The 18,277-nt window shown below is 74.2% G+C and carries 15 protein-coding genes; 8 read left to right on the top strand and 7 right to left on the bottom strand.

What is annotated here, in order from left to right; genetic code table 11:
- Positions 1–166 precede the first annotated feature (166 nt).
- The gene (gene holA, locus LO771_RS09875) at positions 167–1,159 is read left to right on the top strand and encodes a DNA polymerase III subunit delta (RefSeq protein WP_230649943.1); all 993 of its coding nucleotides are present in this window, start codon (positions 167–169) and stop codon (positions 1,157–1,159) included.
- 496 nt (positions 1,160–1,655) lie between these two features.
- On the opposite strand, the gene rpsT is transcribed toward holA, so the two are convergent.
- Both rpsT and LO771_RS09865 read right to left on the bottom strand, forming a co-directional pair.
- Positions 1,656–1,925, bottom strand: coding sequence for a 30S ribosomal protein S20 (gene rpsT / locus LO771_RS09870; RefSeq protein ID WP_230649940.1), 270 nt, complete (start codon positions 1,923–1,925; stop codon positions 1,656–1,658).
- A gap of 118 nt (positions 1,926–2,043) precedes the next feature.
- Positions 2,044–2,349 carry an antibiotic biosynthesis monooxygenase gene (locus LO771_RS09865; protein WP_230649937.1) on the bottom strand — a complete coding sequence of 102 codons (306 nt, stop codon included), beginning with the start codon at positions 2,347–2,349 and terminating at the stop codon, positions 2,044–2,046.
- Between the two features lie 60 nt (positions 2,350–2,409).
- On the opposite strand from LO771_RS09865, the gene LO771_RS09860 reads away from it, so the two are divergent.
- Entirely contained in the window at positions 2,410–2,832 is a 423-nt protein-coding gene (locus LO771_RS09860) for a hypothetical protein (protein ID WP_230649935.1), read from the top strand.
- 68 nt (positions 2,833–2,900) lie between these two features.
- Positions 2,901–4,775 (top strand): translation elongation factor 4, encoded by a 1,875-nt coding sequence (gene lepA, locus LO771_RS09855; protein ID WP_230649933.1) that lies wholly within the window; start codon positions 2,901–2,903, stop codon positions 4,773–4,775.
- A gap of 153 nt (positions 4,776–4,928) precedes the next feature.
- Here lepA and LO771_RS09850 read toward each other — a convergent pair whose 3' ends face one another.
- Both LO771_RS09850 and LO771_RS09845 read right to left on the bottom strand, forming a co-directional pair.
- Positions 4,929–6,827, bottom strand: a complete 1,899-nt coding sequence (locus tag LO771_RS09850) for an ABC transporter ATP-binding protein (protein WP_374228127.1) — start codon at positions 6,825–6,827, stop codon at positions 4,929–4,931.
- A 59-nt stretch (positions 6,828–6,886) separates the two neighbouring features.
- The gene (locus LO771_RS09845) at positions 6,887–8,620 is read right to left on the bottom strand and encodes an ABC transporter ATP-binding protein (protein WP_230649930.1); all 1,734 of its coding nucleotides are present in this window, start codon (positions 8,618–8,620) and stop codon (positions 6,887–6,889) included.
- Positions 8,621–8,939: 319 nt separating this feature from the next.
- On the opposite strand from LO771_RS09845, the gene LO771_RS09840 reads away from it, so the two are divergent.
- Together LO771_RS09840 and hemW are read left to right on the top strand one after the other, a co-directional pair.
- Complete coding sequence (locus tag LO771_RS09840; protein WP_230649927.1) at positions 8,940–10,838, top strand: long-chain fatty acid--CoA ligase; 1,899 nt, start codon at positions 8,940–8,942, stop codon at positions 10,836–10,838.
- Between the two features lie 89 nt (positions 10,839–10,927).
- The gene (gene hemW / locus LO771_RS09835; protein ID WP_230649925.1) at positions 10,928–12,157 is read left to right on the top strand and encodes a radical SAM family heme chaperone HemW; all 1,230 of its coding nucleotides are present in this window, start codon (positions 10,928–10,930) and stop codon (positions 12,155–12,157) included.
- A 33-nt stretch (positions 12,158–12,190) separates the two neighbouring features.
- Here the strand turns inward: hemW and LO771_RS09830 are convergent, their stop codons facing one another.
- The 3 genes from LO771_RS09830 to htpX form a co-directional block, all read right to left on the bottom strand.
- The gene (locus LO771_RS09830) at positions 12,191–13,030 is read right to left on the bottom strand and encodes a DUF3097 domain-containing protein (protein WP_230649922.1); all 840 of its coding nucleotides are present in this window, start codon (positions 13,028–13,030) and stop codon (positions 12,191–12,193) included.
- Positions 13,031–13,185: 155 nt separating this feature from the next.
- Positions 13,186–13,770: a hypothetical protein gene (locus LO771_RS09825; protein WP_230649919.1), complete on the bottom strand. Its 585-nt coding sequence runs from the start codon at positions 13,768–13,770 to the stop codon at positions 13,186–13,188.
- A gap of 1 nt (position 13,771) precedes the next feature.
- Positions 13,772–14,740 (bottom strand): zinc metalloprotease HtpX, encoded by a 969-nt coding sequence (htpX, locus tag LO771_RS09820; RefSeq protein WP_255744028.1) that lies wholly within the window; start codon positions 14,738–14,740, stop codon positions 13,772–13,774.
- A 308-nt stretch (positions 14,741–15,048) separates the two neighbouring features.
- On the opposite strand from htpX, the gene hrcA reads away from it, so the two are divergent.
- The 3 genes from hrcA to LO771_RS09805 all read left to right on the top strand — a co-directional run bounded on the left by hrcA (position 15,049) and on the right by LO771_RS09805 (position 18,087).
- On the top strand, positions 15,049–16,068 hold the full coding sequence (gene hrcA, locus LO771_RS09815; RefSeq protein ID WP_230649916.1) for a heat-inducible transcriptional repressor HrcA: 1,020 nt from the start codon (positions 15,049–15,051) through the stop codon (positions 16,066–16,068).
- A 30-nt stretch (positions 16,069–16,098) separates the two neighbouring features.
- A complete protein-coding gene (gene dnaJ, locus LO771_RS09810; RefSeq protein WP_230649913.1) occupies positions 16,099–17,241 on the top strand; it encodes a molecular chaperone DnaJ in 1,143 nt (380 codons plus the stop codon).
- Positions 17,242–17,337: 96 nt separating this feature from the next.
- Positions 17,338–18,087 (top strand): 16S rRNA (uracil(1498)-N(3))-methyltransferase, encoded by a 750-nt coding sequence (locus LO771_RS09805; protein WP_230649909.1) that lies wholly within the window; start codon positions 17,338–17,340, stop codon positions 18,085–18,087.
- The last annotated feature ends 190 nt before the right edge of the window (positions 18,088–18,277 follow it).

Below are 18,277 nucleotides of genomic sequence, written 5' to 3'. Positions count from 1 at the left end.
TCCGCTGCCGACCGCCGCTCGTGCCCGTCGGTCCCGGTCCCCTCTGCGCCGTCGCGGGCCGGCCTGCTGCCCCTGCCTCTGCCCCTGCCCTGGCCCCGCCTCCGGCCCTCCGGAGGCGGGCCCCGCCGCTTCGGCGCTGTCGGCGCCGCATGGGATGCTGGGCGCGATGGCCAGGAAGAGCGCACCCGACGACCTGCTCGCCCCGCTGACCCTCGCGGTCGGCCAGGAGGAGCTGCTGCTGGACCGCGCCGTCGCCCAGGTGGTGGCGGCCGCGAGGGCCGCCGACCCGGACACCGACGTGCGCGACCTCGCCCCCGGCGCGCTCCAGCCGGGCACCCTGGCGGAGCTCACCACCCCGTCGCTCTTCGCCGAGCGCAAGGTGGTCGTGGTCCGCGCCGCCCAGGACCTCGCCGCCGACACCGTGAAGGACGTCAAGGCGTACATCGCCGCCCCGGCCGACGAGGTCGTCCTCGTGCTGGTCCACGCGGGCGGCGCCAAGGGCAAGGGCCTGCTGGACGCCGCGCGCAAGGCGGGCGCCCGCGAGGTCGCCTGCCCGAAGATGGCCAAGGCGGGGGAGCGGCTGGCGTTCGTCAAGGGGGAGTTCCGCACCGCCGGGCGCTCGGCCTCCGAGGAGGCGTGCCGGGCCCTGCTGGACTCGATCGGCAGCGATCTGCGCGAGCTGGCCGCCGCCGTCGGCCAGCTCGCCGCCGACACCGACGGGCCGATCGACGAGGCCGTGATCGCCCGCTACTACAGCGGCCGGGCGGAGGCCACCGGCTTCGAGGTGGCCGACCTGGCCGTGACCGGCCGCACGGCCGAGGCGCTGGAGCGGCTGCGCTGGGCGCTGGCGGTGGGCCAGCCCCCCACCGGCATCACCTACGCGCTGGCGTCCGGTGTGCGCAGCATCGGCCGGCTGGCGACCGCCGGGCGCGGCATGCGGCCCGCCGACCTGGCCCGGGAGCTGGGCATGCCCCCGTGGAAGGTCGACCGGGTGCGCCAGCAGATGCGCGGCTGGACCGGTGACGGCGTCGCGACGGCGCTGACCGCGATCGCCGCGGCGGACGAGGCGGTCAAGGGAGGGTCGGACGATCCGGCCTATGCGCTGGAGCGGGCGGTCGTCACCGTCTCCCGCGCGGCGCGCTCCGGCCGGAACCACTGACGGTCCGTCGGCCCCGCCCGGCCGTTCCCTCGCGCTGCCCGACGGACTGACGGCATGACCGGCTGACGGACTGACCGGCCGACGGACTGACCGGCCGATCGCCTCAGCGTCGTCGCCGCCGCCCTTCGCCGTCGCCGCCCCGTCGCGGCGCGTGCCAGGGCCGGTCCCGCCCGCACCCCCGGCCGGCGACGGGCCCGCGGCGGCCGGCAACGACCGGCGGCGGCCGCGAGGGGAGCCGGGAGGGCCCGGGACAGCGGAAAGGCGCCGCGGCCGCCCTGGGGAGGGACTGCCGCGGCGCCTTGCCGTCAAGCGGTGTGCACCGCACCCGCGTGGCGAACGCAGGCCGCGTGCGGTGCGAGGTCGTGCTGCCGCGGGGGGACCGGGTAGAGGGCCGGTCCGTGCCGGGCGGGTGGCCGTCGACGGGGGCGGTTGAGAGGGACCGCCGGGTCCGTCCGGCCGGAGCGCCGCAGGGGCGCCGATCAGGCGTCGGCCGTGATCAGGCGTTCTGGGCGGAGTGGACGCGCTGGGCCAGGGCCGACTTCTTGTTGGCGGCCTGGTTCTTGTGGATGACGCCCTTGCTCACGGCCTTGTCGAGCTTCTGGGAGGCCTCGCGGGCCAGCACGGTGGCCTTCTCGAAGTCGCCGGCCTCGGCGGCCTCGCGGGCCTTGCGGACAGCGGTCTTCAGCGAGGACTTGACGGCCTTGTTGCGCAGGCGCGCCTTCTCGTTGGTCTTGTTCCGCTTGATCTGGGACTTGATGTTCGCCACGAAGGAGCCTCAGTCTGAGTTGGTCGGTCTTGACGGCGCGCCCGCACGGAGTGCAGGCGCAGCAGGCCACGTTACCAGGGGCGCAGCGGCCGCCCAAACCCGTCCGGGCCGGACCGCCTCACGCGTCGGCCAGCGGCTCGCCGTAGTGCTCCACCTCGGGGAACGGGTCGTAGAAGCGGTGCAGCAGCTCCCGCCAGCGTGCGTACTCCGCGGACCGCCGGAACCCCTCGGTGTGGTCCTCCAGCCGCTCCCACCCCACCTGGAGGAGGAAGCGGGAGCCGCGCCCCTCGTCCAGGCAGCGCCGCAGCTCCAGGTGCAGGAAGCCGGGCTGCGCGGCGATGAGGGGGCGGGCCTCGCGGAAGGCGGCGACGAACGCCTCCTCCTCGCCGGGCAGGACGTCGAGCAGGGCCGATTCGAGGATCACGGGGTGTGATCCTCGCCGGACCGGCCCCCGCCGCGCCACCCCCTGTGCCAAGGTGGCCCCATGGTCCCCGTGATCCCCGGCACCGTCCGCCGTCTGCGCGGGGCCGCCTCCGGCCGCCGCTCCGCCCTCCTCCTGTCCGGCCTGCTCGCGGCCGCGGGGACGCTGCACTTCGTGCGGCCCGAGCCGTTCGACGCCCTCGTGCCGAGGGCGCTGCCGGGCGGCCCGCGCCTGTACACGCAGCTCAGCGGCGCCGCCGAGCTGGCCTGTGCCGCCGCCGTGGCGCTGCCCCGCACCCGCCGCCTGGGCGGCCTCGCCGCGGCCGGACTGTTCGCCGTGGTCTACCCGGCCAACGTGAAGATGGCGTACGACTGGCGCCGGGCCTCCCCGGCCAGGCGCGCCGTGGCGTACGGGCGGCTGCCGCTGCAGGCGCCGCTGGTCGGCTGGGCGCTCGCGGTGCGGCGCGGGGGAGCGGCGGCGCGCTGAGCGGGCCCGCCTCGGCTCGTGGGACTATGGGAGCGACGTATCGATCCCCTGAGAATCTGGACCCCCAGTTGCCCGCGACGCCGAACACCGTGCCGGAGCCCAGCCGCACCGACCCTGCGCTGATCCGGAACTTCTGCATCATCGCCCACATCGACCACGGCAAGTCGACGCTCGCCGACCGGATGCTGCAGCTCACCGGTGTCGTCGACCAGCGGCAGATGCGCGCCCAGTACCTCGACCGGATGGACATCGAGCGTGAGCGCGGCATCACCATCAAGTCGCAGGCGGTCCGCCTGCCGTGGGCGCCGGGGAGCGGCGAGGGTGCGGGACGCACCCACGTCCTCAACATGATCGACACCCCCGGCCACGTCGACTTCACCTACGAGGTGTCCCGGTCCCTGGCGGCCTGCGAGGGCACCGTCCTGCTGGTGGACGCGGCCCAGGGCATCGAGGCGCAGACCCTCGCCAACCTGTACCTGGCGCTGGAGAACGACCTCACGATCATCCCGGTCCTCAACAAGATCGACCTGCCGGCCGCGCAGCCCGAGAAGTACGCCGCCGAGCTGGCGCACATCATCGGCTGCGACCCCTCCGACGTGCTCAAGGTCAGCGCCAAGACCGGCATGGGCGTCGAGGCGCTGCTGGACGAGGTCGTCGCCAAGATCCCCGCCCCGGTGGGCAACGCCGACGCCCCCGCCCGCGCCATGATCTTCGACTCGGTGTACGACGCCTACCGCGGCGTGGTCACCTACGTCCGGGTGGTCGACGGCAACCTCGCCAAGCGCGAGCGCATCGCCATGATGTCGACCGGCGCGACCCACGAGCTGCTGGAGATCGGCGTCATCTCGCCCGAGCCGAAGGCCTCCGACGGCCTGGGCGTCGGCGAGGTGGGCTACCTGATCACCGGCGTGAAGGACGTCCGCCAGTCCAAGGTCGGCGACACCATCACCTCGATGCACAAGGGCGCCACCGAGGCGCTGGGCGGCTACAAGGACCCCAAGCCGATGGTGTTCTCGGGGCTGTACCCGCTGGACGGCTCGGACTACCCGCTGCTGCGCGACGCCCTGGACAAGCTGCGCCTCAACGACGCGGCCCTGGTGTACGAGCCGGAGACCTCGGTGGCGCTGGGCTTCGGCTACCGCTGCGGCTTCCTCGGCCTGCTGCACCTGGAGATCATCCGGGAGCGGCTGGAGCGCGAGTTCAACCTCGACCTCATCGCCACCGCGCCCAACGTGGTCTACCGCGTGGTGATGGAGGACGGCGTCGAGCACATCGTCACCAACCCCAGCGAGTTCCCCACCGGCAAGATCGCCGAGGTGCACGAGCCGGTGGTGCGCGGCACGATCCTGGCGCCCAACGAGTTCGTCGGCGCGATCATGGAGCTCTGCCAGGCCCGCCGCGGCAACCTCCAGGGCATGGACTACCTCTCCGAGGACCGGGTGGAGCTGCGCTACACCCTGCCCCTCGCCGAGATCGTCTTCGACTTCTTCGACCAGCTGAAGTCCAAGACCCGCGGCTACGCCTCGCTCGACTACGAGCCCATCGGCGAGCAGCAGGCCCAGCTGGTGAAGGTCGACATCCTGCTGCACGGCGACAAGGTCGACGCCTTCTCCGCGATCGTCCACAAGGACAAGGCCTACAACTACGGCGTGCAGATGGCCGGCAAGCTGCGCGAGCTCATCCCGCGCCAGCAGTTCGAGGTGCCGATCCAGGCCGCCATCGGCTCCCGGGTGATCGCCCGTGAGACCGTGCGCGCGATCCGCAAGGACGTCCTCTCCAAGTGCTACGGCGGCGACATCTCCCGCAAGCGCAAGCTGCTGGAGAAGCAGAAGGAGGGCAAGAAGCGGATGAAGATGGTGGGCCGCGTGGAGGTCCCGCAGGAGGCCTTCATCGCCGCGCTCTCCACCGACTCCGACGGCCCCGCCGACAAGAGCAAGAAGTAGCGGCCGGGAGCGGCGCGGTCCCACCGCACGCGAAGGGGGCGCACCGGCCGAGCCGGTGCGCCCCCTTCGCCGTTCCCCCGGGCGGCCCGCCGCCCGGGCCGTCCGCCGCCTGCGGCGCGGTGCAGCCCGTGGCGCCGCGCCGCCGCGCCGCCGTCAGTCGACCTCGGCGACCGCCTCGGAGAACTGCGCCGCGTACAGCCGGGCGTACGCGCCGCCCGCCGCCAGCAGCTCCTCGTGGGTGCCCTGCTCGACGATCGCGCCGGACTCCATCACCAGGATCACGTCCGCGTCCCGGATGGTGGAGAGCCGGTGGGCGATGACGAAGCTGGTCCGCCCGGTCCGCAGGGTGGCCATGGCCCGCTGGATCAGCACCTCGGTGCGGGTGTCCACCGAGCTGGTCGCCTCGTCCAGCACCAGGATCACCGGCTCCGCCAGGAAGGCGCGGGCGATGGTGACCAGCTGCTTCTCGCCGGCGCTGACGCCGGAGCCCTCCTCGTCGAGCACCGTGTCGTAGCCGTCGGGCAGCGTGCGCACGAACCGGTCGACGTGCGCCGCCCTCGCCGCCGCCACCACCGCGTCGCGGTCGGCGCCCTCGGCCCCGTAGGCGATGTTCTCCGCGATGGTCCCGCCGAAGAGCCAGGTGTCCTGCAGCACCATGCCGATGCCGGACCGCAGCTCCTCCCGGGACATGGCGGCGATGTCCGTCCCGTCCAGGGTGATCCGGCCGCCGGTGGTCTCGTAGAACCGCATCAGCAGGTTGACCAGGGTGGTCTTGCCGGCGCCGGTGGGCCCCACGATGGCGACGGTCTGGCCCGGCTCGACCTTCAGCGAGAGGTTCTCGATCAGCGGCTTGTCGGCCTCGTACCGGAAGGAGACGTCCTCGAAGGCCACCCGGCCGCGCAGCTCGGCGGGGCGCAGCGGCGCGGCGGGCTCCGGCGACTGCTCCCCCGCGTCGAGGAGGTCGAAGACCCGCTCGGCGGAGGCGACGCCGGACTGCACCAGGTTGGCCATGCTCGCCACCTGGGTGAGCGGCTGGCTGAACTGCCGCGAGTACTGGATGAACGCCTGTACCTCGCCGATGGACAGCGCGCCGGAGGCGACCCGCAGGCCGCCGACGACGGCCACCAGCACGTAGTTGAGGTTGCCGATGAACATCATCGCGGGCTGGATGATCCCGGAGATGAACTGCGCCCGGAAGCTCGACGCGTACAGCTCCTCGTTGTGCCGCCGGAAGGTCTCCGCGGCCTCCCGCTGCCGGCCGAAGACCTTGACCAGCGCGTGCCCGGTGTACATCTCCTCGATGTGGCCGTTGAGCACCCCGGTGGTCCGCCACTGGGCGACGAACTGCGGCTGCGCCCGCTTGCCGACCGCGGTCGCCACCACCACCGAGACCGGCACGGTGACCAGGGCGATCAGGGCCAGCAGCGGCGAGATCCAGAACATCATCGCGAGGACGCCGACGATGGTCAGCAGCGAGTTGACGATCTGGCCCATGGTCTGCTGGAAGGTCTGGGCGATGTTGTCGATGTCGTTGGTGGCCCGGCTCAGCACCTCGCCGCGCGGCTGCCGGTCGAAGTAGCCGAGCGGCAGCCGGGACAGCTTGGCCTCGACCTGTTCGCGCAGGCGGAAGACGGCGCGCTGGATGACGAGTGCCGCCAGCCGGCCCTGCAGGACGCCGAGGGCGCCCGCGGCGAGGTACACCACCAGCGCCCAGAGCAGCACGTGGCCGACCGCGCCGAAGTCGATGCCCCGCCCCGGGGTGAGGTGCATGGAGGCGAGCATGTCGGCGAGGGTGCCCTGGCCCCGCAGCCGCAGCTGCGCCACGGCCTCGGCCTGGGTGGTCCCGGCGGGCAGGCGGCGGCCCACCACGCCGGAGAAGATGAGGTCGGTCGCGTGCCCGAGGATGCGCGGACCGGCCACCGACAGGCCCACGCTGAGCACGCCGCAGGCGAGCACGGCGGCCACCAGGGCGCGCTGCGGGCGCAGCGTGCCCAGCAGCCGCTTCCCCGAGCCCTTGAAGTCCATGGACTTCTCCACCGGCCCGCCGCCCATGAAGCGGGCGGGGCCCGCCATGGGCGCCGGGCCCCGGCGCGGTACGGACTTCGGCGTACTCACGCGGCCTCCTCCTCGGTGAGCTGGGAGAGCACGATCTCCCGGTAGGTCGGGTCGCCGGCCATCAGCTCGGCGTGGGTGCCGGTGGCGACCACACGGCCCTCGTCCAGGACGACGATCCGGTCCGCGTCGCGGATGGTGCTGACCCGCTGGGCGACGATCACGACGGTGGCGTCGGCGGTCTCCCGGGCGAGGGCGGCCCGCAGGGCGGCGTCGGTGGCGTAGTCCAGGGCGGAGAACGAGTCGTCGAAGAGGTAGATCTCCGGACGGCGCACCAGGGTCCGGGCGATGGCCAGGCGCTGCCGCTGCCCGCCGGAGAGGTTGGTGCCGCCCTGGGCGACGGGCGCCTCCAGCCCCTCGGCCAGCCCCTCGACGAAGTCGCGGGCCTGCGCGACCTCGAGGGCGTGCCACAGCTCCTCGTCGGTGGCGTCCGGGTTGCCGTAGCGCAGGTTGGAGGCGACGGTGCCGGAGAAGAGGTACGGCCGCTGCGGCACCAGGCCGACGGTGCGGGCCAGCAGCGCCGGGTCCAGCTCCCGCACGTCGACGCCGTCGACGAGCACGGAGCCGCCGGTGGCGTCGAAGAGCCGGGGCACCAGGCCCAGCAGGGTGGACTTGCCGCTGCCGGTGGAGCCGATCACGGCGGTGGTCTCGCCGGGCCGCGCCACCAGGTCGACGCCGCGCAGCACGGACTCCTCGGCGCCGGGGTAGCGGAAGTCCGCGCCGCGCAGCTCCAGGTGGCCGCTGCGGGCCAGGGTCCGGACGGGGGCGAGCGGCGGGACGACGCTGGAGTCGGTGTCCAGCACCTCCCGGATGCGCTCGGCGCAGACCTCGGCGCGCGGCACCATCATGAACATGAAGGTGGCCATCATGACCGACATGAGGATCTGCATGAGGTAGCTGAGGAAGGCCGTGAGGGCGCCGATCTCCATGCCGCCGGAGTCGATCCGCTTCCCGCCGAACCAGAGCACGGCGACGCCGGAGACGTTGACCACCGTCATCACGACGGGGAACATCAGCGCCATCAGGCGGCCGACCCGCAGCGAGACGTCCATCAGCTCGCCGTTGGCCCCGGCGAAGCGCTCCTGCTCGTGGCGGTCGCGGACGAAGGCCCGGATCACCCGCAGGCCGCCGATCTGCTCGCGCAGCACCCGGTTGACGGTGTCGATCCGCACCTGCATGGTCCGGAACAGCGGCCGCATGCGGCGGACGATCAGGCTGACCAGGACGCCCAGCACGGGCACGATCACGACCAGCAGGGCGGAGAGCGGCACGTCCTGGTTGAGCGCCATCACGATGCCGCCGACGCACATGATCGGCGCCGACACCATGAGCGTGAAGCTCATCAGCACCAGCATCTGGACCTGCTGGACGTCGTTGGTGGTGCGGGTGATGAGCGAGGGGGCGCCGAACCGCCCGACCTCGCGGGCGGAGAAGGACTGCACCCGGTCGAAGACGCCGGCGCGCACGTCGCGGCCGAGCGCCATCGCGGTCCGGGCGCCGAAGTAGACGGCCCCGACCGCGCAGACGATCTGGACCAGGGTGACGGCGGCCATCACCCCGCCGGTGCGGAGGATGTAGCCGGTGTCCCCCTGCACGACGCCCCGGTCGATGATGTCGGCGTTGAGGGTCGGCAGGTAGAGGGTGGCGAGCGTCTGCACCAGCTGGAGCAGGACCAGGAGGGCGATCGGCTGGGTGTAGGGCCTGAGGTGGGCCCGTAGGAGTCTGATGAGCACGGAGGGTCTCTCGGGCGGTGGCGGGCGGTGGCGGAAGGCGGCGGACGGTCGGTCGCGGATTGTGGGGCGAGGGGGTCCCGTCCCCCTGCGGGCCGCTCCATCATCGGCCATCCGGGTGCACCCGGGTACCGGATATCGGCCCCGCGGCCTCCGCGGCACTCCGCACCGCGCTGCGTGCACCGCCTTCCACCGGCGGCTTTCCGGGTCCTGCGCCCCCTTACGTGAGGGCCGGTCTTCCCCCTACGCTGACCGTTGCTTGCGAGTTACCCGCCAGTTAACAGTGTCGTTGCGGCCGGTCGCCGGTCCCCCGGAGGTATCCGTGGATCCCACGCAGTCCCTGATCGAGAACCGGCCCGCCTCCGTGGCCCACCTCTTCCTCTCGCGGGTCGAGGCCACCCCGGACCGCCCCGCCTACCGCTACCCCGTGCCGGTGGACGAGCAGGCCGCCGACAGCGCACCGGGCGCCGAGCAGTGGCGCACCATGACCTGGGGCGGCGCGGCCGTCCGGGTGAAGGCGATCGCCGCCGGCCTCATGGCGGCCGGGATCCTGCCCGAGGAGCGGGTGGCGATCTCCTCCTCCACCCGCCTGGAGTGGGTCCTCGCCGACATGGGCGTGATGTGCGCGGGCGCCGCCACCACCGCGGTGTACCCCTCCACCAACGGCGACGAGACCGCCTACATCCTCTCCGACTCCGGCAGCCGCGCCCTCTTCGCCGAGGACGGCGCGCAGCTCGCCAAGGTCCTCGGACAGCGCGACCACCTGCCCGAGCTGGGCCTCGTCGTCGTCTTCGACGCCCCCTCCGAGCTGCCCGAGGCGGAGGGCGTGGAGGTCCTCTCCCTCGCCGAGCTGGAGCGGCGCGGCGAGGTGTACCTCAAGGACCACCCGGACGCCGTCGACAAGGCCGTCCAGGCCATCGACCGGGAGCAGCTGGCCACCCTCATCTACACCTCGGGCACCACCGGCCGCCCCAAGGGCGTCCGCCTGGTCCACGACTGCTGGGCGTACCAGGCCGCCGCCCAGATCGCCTCCGGGCTGCTCACCGAGGACGACGTGCAGTTCCTGTGGCTGCCGCTCTCCCACGTCTTCGGCAAGACCCTCACCTCCGGCGCCGTGCAGCTCGGCATCGTCACCGCGGTGGACGGGCGGGTGGACCGCATCATCCACAACCTGCCGCTGGTGCGCCCCACCTACATGGCCGCGGCCCCCCGCATCTTCGAGAAGGTCTACAACGGCATCGCCGCCAAGGCCCGGGCCGAGGGGGGCGCCAAGTACCGGATCTTCCGCTGGGCGTCCGGCGTCGCGCGCGCCTACGCGAAGGCGTCGGAGGAGGCCATGGTGCGGACCGGCACCCGCTCCGTGCCGTTCGCCCTCGCCGCGCAGCACGCGGTGGCCGACCGGCTGGTCTACACGAAGATCCGCGACGCCTTCGGCGGCCGCATGCGGGCCTGCATCTCCGGCTCCGCCGCCCTGGCCCCCGACATCGGCTACTTCTTCGCCGGCGCCGGCGTCCACATCCTGGAGGGCTACGGCCTCACCGAGACCAGCGCCGGCTCCACCTGCAACCCCGGCGAGAACTACCGCGTCGGCACCGTCGGCACCCCGCTGCCGGGCACCGAGGTCCGCATCGCCGAGGACGGCGAGATCCTGCTGCGCGGCCCCGGTGTGATGCGCGGGTACCACAACCTGCCGGAGAGGACCGCCGAGGTGCTGGAGAGCGACGGCTGGTTCCACACCGGCGACATCGGCGAGGTGGACGGGGACGGCTTCGTCCGCATCACCGACCGCAAGAAGGACATGTTCAAGACCTCCGGCGGCAAGTACGTCGCCCCCACCGAGGTCGAGGGCCGCTTCAAGGCGGTCTGCCCCTTCGTCAGCAACATCCTGGTCATCGGCAACGGCCGCAACTACTGCACCGCGCTGGTCACCCTCGACGAGACGGCGATCATGCCGTGGGCCGCCTCCCACGGGCTCGGCGGCCGCTCCTACGCCGAGGTCTGCACCTCGTCCGAGGTGCACGAGCTGGTCGGCGGCTTCGTCGAGAAGCTCAACGCCGGCCTGCAGCGGTGGCAGACGGTCAAGCGGTTCACCGTCCTGCCCCGCGACCTCGACATCGAGCACGGCGAGCTCACCCCGAGCCTCAAGGTCAAGCGGCCGGTGGTCGAGCGCGAGTACGCCGACGCCATCGAGGCGATGTACGACGGGGCCCGGGAGGCCTGACCCGCCCGCGGACCCGCGCGGACCCGCACCGCACCGCACCGCCCCGCCCGTCCGGCGGGGCGGTGCCGCGCATGCCGGACAATGGGTCCATGCCCTCCACCCTCCCCGACGGCGAGCCCGTCCCCGCCGACGGCGCCCTGCCCGACTCCGCCCTGGCCGGCGTCGGGGAGCGCCCCCTCGGCTTCTACGTCCACGTGCCGTACTGCGCCACCCGCTGCGGCTACTGCGACTTCAACACCTACACCGCCACCGAGCTGCGCTCCTCCGGCGCCGTCGCCTCCCAGGAGACGTACGCGCAGAACCTCGTCGCCGAGGTGCGGCTCGCCCGCCGGGTCCTCGGCGCCGCCGACGCGCCCGTCTCCACCGTCTTCGTCGGCGGCGGCACCCCCACCCTGCTGCCCGCCGCCGACCTGGTCGCGATGCTCGCCGCGGTCCGCGACGAGTTCGGCCTGGCCGACGGCGCCGAGGTCACCACCGAGGCCAACCCCGAGTCCGTCGACCCCGCCTACCTCGCCGAGCTGCGCGAGGGCGGCTTCAACCGGATCTCCTTCGGCATGCAGAGCGCCCGCCCCCACGTGCTGCGCATCCTCGACCGGCACCACACCCCCGGCCGCCCCGAGGCGTGCGTCGCCGAGGCCCGCGCGGCCGGCTTCGACCACGTCAACCTCGACCTCATCTACGGCACCCCCGGCGAGTCCGACGACGACTGGCGGGCCTCCCTGGAGGCCGCCCTCTCCGCCGGCCCCGACCACGTCTCCGCCTACTCCCTCATCGTCGAGGAGGGCACCCGCCTCGCCGCCCGGGTCCGGCGCGGCGAGATCCCCATGACCGACGACGACGTCCACGCCGACCGCTACCTCCTCGCCGAGGAGATGCTCACCGCCGCCGGCCTGCACTGGTACGAGGTCTCCAACTGGGCGGCCTCCGAGGACGCCCGCTGCCGCCACAACGAGCTGTACTGGACCGGTGCCGACTGGTGGGGCGCGGGCCCCGGCGCGCACAGCCACGTCGGCGGCGTCCGCTGGTGGAACGCCAAGCACCCCGCCGCCTACGCCCGCGCGCTGGCCGAGGGCCGCTCGCCCGGCCAGGGCCGCGAGGTGCTCGCCGCCGAGGACCGCCGGGTCGAGCGCGTCCTGCTGGAACTGCGCCTCGTCGACGGCTGCCCCCTGGACCTGCTCGCCCCCGCGGGCCTGCGCGCCGCCGAGCGGGCCCTCGCCGACGGCCTGCTCCGCCCCGGCCCGTACGCCGACGGCCGCGCCGCCCTCACCCTGCGCGGCCGCCTCCTGGCGGACGCGCTGGTCCGCGACCTGGTCGACTGAGGGCGGCCACCAGCGGCGGGTGCGCCCGGCCGGTCACGGCCGGTCCGGCTCCGTGACGAAGTCGATGAGCTCCTCGACCCGGCCCAGCAGGGCCGGGTCGAGGTCGCGGTAGGAGTCCACCGAGGCGAGGATGCGGCGCCAGGCCGCCGGGGTGTCCACCGGCCAGCCCAGGCGGCGGCAGACCCCCTCCTTCCACGACTCCCCGCGCGGCACCTCCGGCCAGCCGGGGATGCCCACGCTGGAGGGCTTCACCGCCTGCCAGACGTCGACGTAGGGGTGGCCCACCACCAGCACGTCCGCGCCGGTGACGCGGTCGGCGATCCGCTGCTCCTTCGAGCCGGGCACCAGGTGGTCGACCAGGACGCCCAGGCGGCGGCCCGGACCGGGGGCGAACTCCGCGACGATCGCGGGCAGGTCGTCCACGCCCTCCAGGTACTCCACCACCACGCCCTCGATGCGCAGGTCGTCGCCCCAGACCCGCTCCACCAGCTCGGCGTCGTGGCGGCCCTCCACGTAGATCCGCGACCCGCGGGCGACGCGCGCCCGCGCGCCCGGCACGGCGACCGAGCCGGAGGCGGTGCGCCCGGGGCGCCGGGGCACGGCGGGAGCGGCGGCGGCCGGGCGGACCAGGGTGACGGCCCTCCCCTCCAGCAGGAAGCCGCGCGGCGCCATCGGGAAGACCCGGTGCCTGCCGAAGCGGTCCTCCAGGGTGACCGTGAACCCCTCGGCCGTCCTCTCGCAGCGCACCACCGCACCGCAGAAGCCGGTCCCCGGCTCCTCGACCACCAGGCCGGGGTCGGCGGGCACCTCCGGCGCGGGCCGCTGCCGCTTCCACGGCGGGGTCAGGTCGGGGCCGTACTGCCTGCTGCGCATCCGGGGATTGTAGGGGCCGGACCGGCCGGGGCCCGGGAACGCCACGGCCCCGCCCGCCGCCCCGGCCCGCGGCCCCGGGGCAGTCCGGCCCGCGGTCCGGGGCGGCCCGGCCCGCAGGCCGGAGCGGTCCGGCTCACAGCCCGGGGCGGTCCGGCTCACAGTCCCGGGGCGCCCCACACCGGGAACCAGCGGGAGAGGTCCTCCTCCACCCGCAGGTCGTCGCCGACGAGCGCCCGCACCTGGAGCTCCAGCGCGCTGTCCCGCCTCTCCCCGCCGCCCGCGGCCGGGCAGAACGGGTAGAAGGTCCCCCGCTTGTACAGGTACACCAGCGCCAGCGACCGCCCCTGCGGGTCGCGGAAGCCCACGAGCGAGCAGAGCAGCTGCGGGCCGAAGCCGTTCGCCTCCAGCTCGCTGTTGACCGCGTGCAGGTCGTTGACCAGGCCCGGCAGGTCGTCGGGGGAGTGGCGGGCCAGCAGCCAGGAGTAGCCGTAGGAGTCGCGGCTCGCCTCCACCGGCGCGCCGCCGCCCGCGACGTCGGCGTCCAGCAGCGCCCGCACCTGCCGCTCCACCTCGGCGAAGGCGCCGCCCTCGACGGCGGCGAAGCAGACCGACCCCAGCCCGGTCGGCCGGAAACCGGCCGCGGCCTCCAGGGTGACCGCGGCCGACGGCAGGCCGAAGAGCTGGTCCAGGTCGGGCCGCACGGGTCTGCGACGGCCGAGCAGCGCGTCCCAGAGGCCCACCTCAGCGGCCCAGCTCGGTGGAGATCCGGCCGAGCTGCTCCAGCCGCTTCTCCAGGCTCGGGTGGGTCGAGAGCAGCTGCGCTGCGGCGTCCCGGGCGTTCAGCGCGGGCGCGAACCAGAAGGCGTTGTACGGCTGCGCCCGCCGCAGGTCCTCGGTGGGGATGCGGGAGATCTGCCCGGTGACCTTGGTGAGCGCCGACGCCAGTTCGGAGGGCCGCCCGGTGAGCAGCGCCGCCGAACGGTCGGCGGCCAGCTCGCGGTAGCGGGAGAGCAGCCGGGTGAGCAGCACGCTCAGCACGTACACGGCCATGCTGACCAGGGGGATGACGAGCATCGCGATCGCCGCGTTCTGGTCCCGGCTGCCGCGCAGGCCGCCCCACAGGCCGATCCGGGTGAGCGCGCCGGCCAGCACGCCGAGGAAGCCGGCGATCGTCATCACGGCGACGTCGCGGTGGGCGACGTGGGAGAGCTCGTGGGCGAGGACGCCCTCCAGCTCCTCGGGCTCCAGGCGGCGCAGCAGCCCGGTGGTGACGCAGACCACGGCCTTCTGCGGGGTGCGGCCGGTGGCGAAGGCGTTCGGCATGTCGTTGACGGCGACGGCCACCCGGGGCTTGGGCATGTCGGCGAGCGCGCACAGCCGGTCGACCGCGCCGTGCAGCTGCGGGTACTGCTCCGGGGAGGCCTCGCGGGCGCCCATGGCCTTCTCCGCGATGGTGTCGCTGAACCAGAACTGGGCGACGAACAGCACGCCGGAGACCACCACCACGATCGGCCAGGCCCGGCCCAGCAGGGCGATCAGCAGGCCGGTGAAGCCCACGTAGACCAGTCCGATGAGGAACATCGTGGTGACCATCCGCCGGGTCAGTCCGCGGTCGGGCGCGAAACGCGTCCGCTGCGCCGGCGCCCGGCGGCGGTCCTCCCGGTGGCGGTCCCTCCGGTGCCCGCCCTCCCGCTGCCCTGACAGAGCCATGGCTCCTCCTCCGTGGACGGCACCGGCGCGGCCGCGCGGCCGCCGGACCGTCCCTGCTTCGATGCTGCCACCGCCGGGGCCCCGGCGACAGCAGACGCAGGTGCGGCAGACGCGGGGACGTCGGGCGCAGGGGCGGCAGGCTCCGGGGCGGCCGGGGCGGGATCGGCCGACGGCCCGTTCCGGCCGTCGGGGCCGGGCCTTACACTGGCAGGTACGGTCCTGGCACTCGCCCGCGCAGAGTGCCAGAGCCGCAGGGGCCGGGGACCGAACCCTCACTGGTCGAACGACTGACGCCGGAGGTGCGTGCCATGCTCGACGAACGCAAGCTCGCGGTCCTGCGCGCCATCGTCCAGGACTACGTGGGGACCGAGGAGCCGGTCGGCTCCAAGGCCCTCGTGGAACGGCACAACCTGGGGGTCTCCCCGGCGACGGTGCGCAACGACATGGCGGCGCTGGAGGACGACGGCTACATCCACCAGCCGCACACCAGCGCGGGCCGGGTGCCCACCGACAAGGGCTACCGGCTCTTCGTCGACCGCCTGGCCGAGGTCAAGCCGCTGTCGGCGCCCGAGCGCCGCGCCATCCGGCACTTCCTGGACAGCGCGGTCGACCTCGACGACGTGGTGGCCCGCACCGTCCGGCTGCTCGCGCAGCTGACCCGGCAGGTCGCCGTGGTCCAGTACCCCTCGCTGTCGCGCTCCTCGGTGCGGCACGTGGAGCTGCTGGGCCTGGCGCCCACGAAGGTCATGCTGGTGCTGATCACCAACACCGGCCGCGTCGAGCAGCGGATCGTGGACGCGCCGGCCCCGGTCGGCGAGACGGTCCTCGCGGACCTGCGGGCGCGGCTCAACGCCGCCGCCGCGGGCGTGCGCTTCCCCGAGGTGCCCGCCCGCCTGCAGGACCTGCCGGAGGCCTTCGAGCCGGACGACCGGCCGGTGGTCTCGGCCGTCCTCTCCACCCTGTTCGAGACCCTGGTGGAGCGGACCGAGGAGCGGATCATGCTCGGCGGCACCGCCAACCTCACCCGCTTCGGGCACGACTTCCCCCTCACCATCCGGCCGGTGCTGGAGGCGCTGGAGGAGCAGGTGGTGCTGCTGAGACTGCTGGGGGAGACGGCCGAGCCCGGCATGACGACGGTCCGCATCGGTCACGAGAACGACTACGAGGGGCTCAATTCCACGTCGGTCGTCTCGGTGGGCTACGGTTCGGGCGACGAGTCCCTCGCGAAGCTGGGCGTCATCGGCCCCACGCGGATGGACTACCCGGGCACGATGGGAGCGGTACGCGCGGTGGCACGGTACGTCGGTCAGATCCTGGCTGAGTCGTAAGGTCTAGAGGCGGAGCAAGCGGAGTCATTGGTGGCCACGGACTACTACGCGGTACTGGGCGTCCGACGGGACGCGGGTCAGGACGAGATCAAGAAGGCGTTCCGGCGCCTGGCGCGTGAACTGCACCCCGACGTCAACCCCGACCCGAAGACGCAGGAGCGCTTCAAGGAGATCAACGCCGCGTACGAGGTGCTCTCCGACCCGGCCAAGCGCCAGGTGTACGACCTCGGCGGCGACCCGCTGTCGCCCAACGGCGGCGGTGGCGGTGCGGGCGGCTTCGGCACCGGCGCGGGCTTCGGCTTCTCCGACATCATGGACGCCTTCTTCGGCGCGTCGGCCGGGTCGCGGGGGCCGCGGTCGCGCACCCGTCGCGGCCAGGACGCCATGATCCGCATCGAGATCACCCTCGAGGAGGCGGCGTTCGGCACGACCAAGGAGATCCAGGTCGACACCGCCGTCACCTGCACCACGTGCAACGGCGAGGGCGCGGCCCCCGGCACCTCCGCGCAGACCTGCGACATGTGCCGCGGCCGCGGCGAGGTCTCCCAGGTCACCCGCTCCTTCCTCGGCCAGGTCATGACCTCCCGGCCGTGCCCGCAGTGCCAGGGCTTCGGCACCGTCGTGCCCACCCCGTGCCCCGAGTGCGCGGGCGACGGCCGCGTGCGGGCCCGCCGCACCCTGACCGTGAAGATCCCGGCCGGCGTCGACAACGGCACCCGCATCCAGCTCGCGGGCGAGGGCGAGGTCGGCCCCGGCGGCGGCCCCGCCGGCGACCTGTACGTGGAGATCGCCGAGACCGCCCACCGGGTCTTCCAGCGGCGCGGCGACGACCTGCACTGCACCGTCACCATCCCGATGACCGCGGCGGCGCTCGGCACCAAGGTGCCGCTGGAGACGCTGGACGGCCTGGAGGAGGTCGACATCCGGCCCGGCACGCAGTCCGGCCAGTCGATCCCCATGCACGGTCGCGGCATCACCCACCTGCGCGGCGGCGGACGCGGCGACCTCATCGTCCACGTCGAGGTGCAGACGCCGACCAAGCTCGACCCGGAGCAGGAGGAGCTGGTCCGCCGGCTCGCCAAGCTCCGCGGCGAGGAGCGGCCGTCCGGCACCTTCGCACCGGGCCAGCAGGGCCTGTTCTCCCGGCTCAAGGACGCCTTCAACGGCCGCTGACCCGGCCTCCCGGCCGGGGCGCGCGCCCCGGCCGGACCCCGTACCGCCCCCGCCGGGCCCGGCCCGGCGGCCCCACCGCACCGAGGACCCGCCGCGATGACCGCCCCCGTCTTCGTCGTCGACGACGACCGCCTGCAGGGCGCCCGCCCCGGCTCCCTGGTCCGCCTGGACGGCGCCGAGGGGCGGCACGCCGTCGCCGTGAGGCGCCTCACGGTCGGCGAGCCCGTGGTGCTCACCGACGGGCGCGGCCTCGGCGCGTACGGCGCGGTGGCGGCGCTGCACGGGAAGGACGCCCTGGACGCCGAGGTCGCCGAGGTCCGCGAGGAGCCCGAGGCCCGGCCCCGCATCACCGTGGTCCAGGCGCTGCCCAAGGGCGACCGCGGCGAGCTCGCCGTGGAGACCATGACCGAGGTGGGCGTGGACGCGGTGGTGCCCTGGGCCGCCTCGCGGTGCATCACCCAGTGGAAGGGCGAGCGCGGGCAGAAGGCGCTCGCCAAGTGGCGGTCCGCCGCCAGGGAGGCCGGCAAGCAGGCGCGGCGGCTGCGCTTCCCCGAGGTGCACGACCTCATGACGACCCGCCAGGTGGCGGAGCTGCTCGGCGCGTCGGCCCTGGGCGCCGTCCTGCACGAGGAGGGCGCCGACCCGCTCGCCGCCGCCCCGCTGCCGGAGTCCGGCTCCATCGTGCTCGTCGTCGGCCCCGAGGGCGGCGTCTCCCCGGACGAGCTGGCCGCCTTCGCCGGGGCCGGCGCCCGCCCGTACCGGCTGGGCCGCTCCGTGCTCCGCACCTCCACCGCCGGGGTCGCCGCCGGCGCCCTGCTGCTCGGCCGCACCGGCCGCTGGGGCTGACACCGCCGCCGGGCCCGGGGGGTGGCCGGTCCCACAGGGTGGCCGGTCGCACAGGGCTGACGGTTGCACAGGGCTGACGGTCCGGCAGGACCGACCGGGCCGGCAGGGCCCGCGCCCCGCCGAAACCTCCCACCGGTCCGGTTCGCCGAGCGGGAAACCCGTGGCCCGCGCCACACCCCGTGGCTAGGGT

Origin of the sequence: Streptacidiphilus sp. ASG 303, from assembly GCF_020991365.1 — a bacterium.
In the GTDB taxonomy this organism is placed as follows: domain Bacteria; phylum Actinomycetota; class Actinomycetes; order Streptomycetales; family Streptomycetaceae; genus Peterkaempfera.
This window is presented reverse-complemented; position numbering and strand designations above follow the sequence as displayed.

Excerpts from the sequence above, each read along its gene's own strand:
- hemW (WP_230649925.1), top strand. The coding sequence starts at position 10,928 with ATGCCCTCCACCCTCCCCGACGGCGAGCCCGTCCCCGCCGACGGCGCC.
- hrcA (WP_230649916.1), top strand. The coding sequence starts at position 15,049 with ATGCTCGACGAACGCAAGCTCGCGGTCCTGCGCGCCATCGTCCAGGAC.
- holA (WP_230649943.1), top strand. The coding sequence starts at position 167 with ATGGCCAGGAAGAGCGCACCCGACGACCTGCTCGCCCCGCTGACCCTC.
- LO771_RS09830 (WP_230649922.1), bottom strand. The coding sequence starts at position 13,030 with ATGCGCAGCAGGCAGTACGGCCCCGACCTGACCCCGCCGTGGAAGCGG.
- LO771_RS09805 (WP_230649909.1), top strand. The coding sequence starts at position 17,338 with ATGACCGCCCCCGTCTTCGTCGTCGACGACGACCGCCTGCAGGGCGCC.
- LO771_RS09860 (WP_230649935.1), top strand. The coding sequence starts at position 2,410 with ATGGTCCCCGTGATCCCCGGCACCGTCCGCCGTCTGCGCGGGGCCGCC.
- LO771_RS09850 (WP_374228127.1), bottom strand. The coding sequence starts at position 6,827 with ATGGGCGGCGGGCCGGTGGAGAAGTCCATGGACTTCAAGGGCTCGGGG.
- htpX (WP_255744028.1), bottom strand. The coding sequence starts at position 14,740 with ATGGCTCTGTCAGGGCAGCGGGAGGGCGGGCACCGGAGGGACCGCCAC.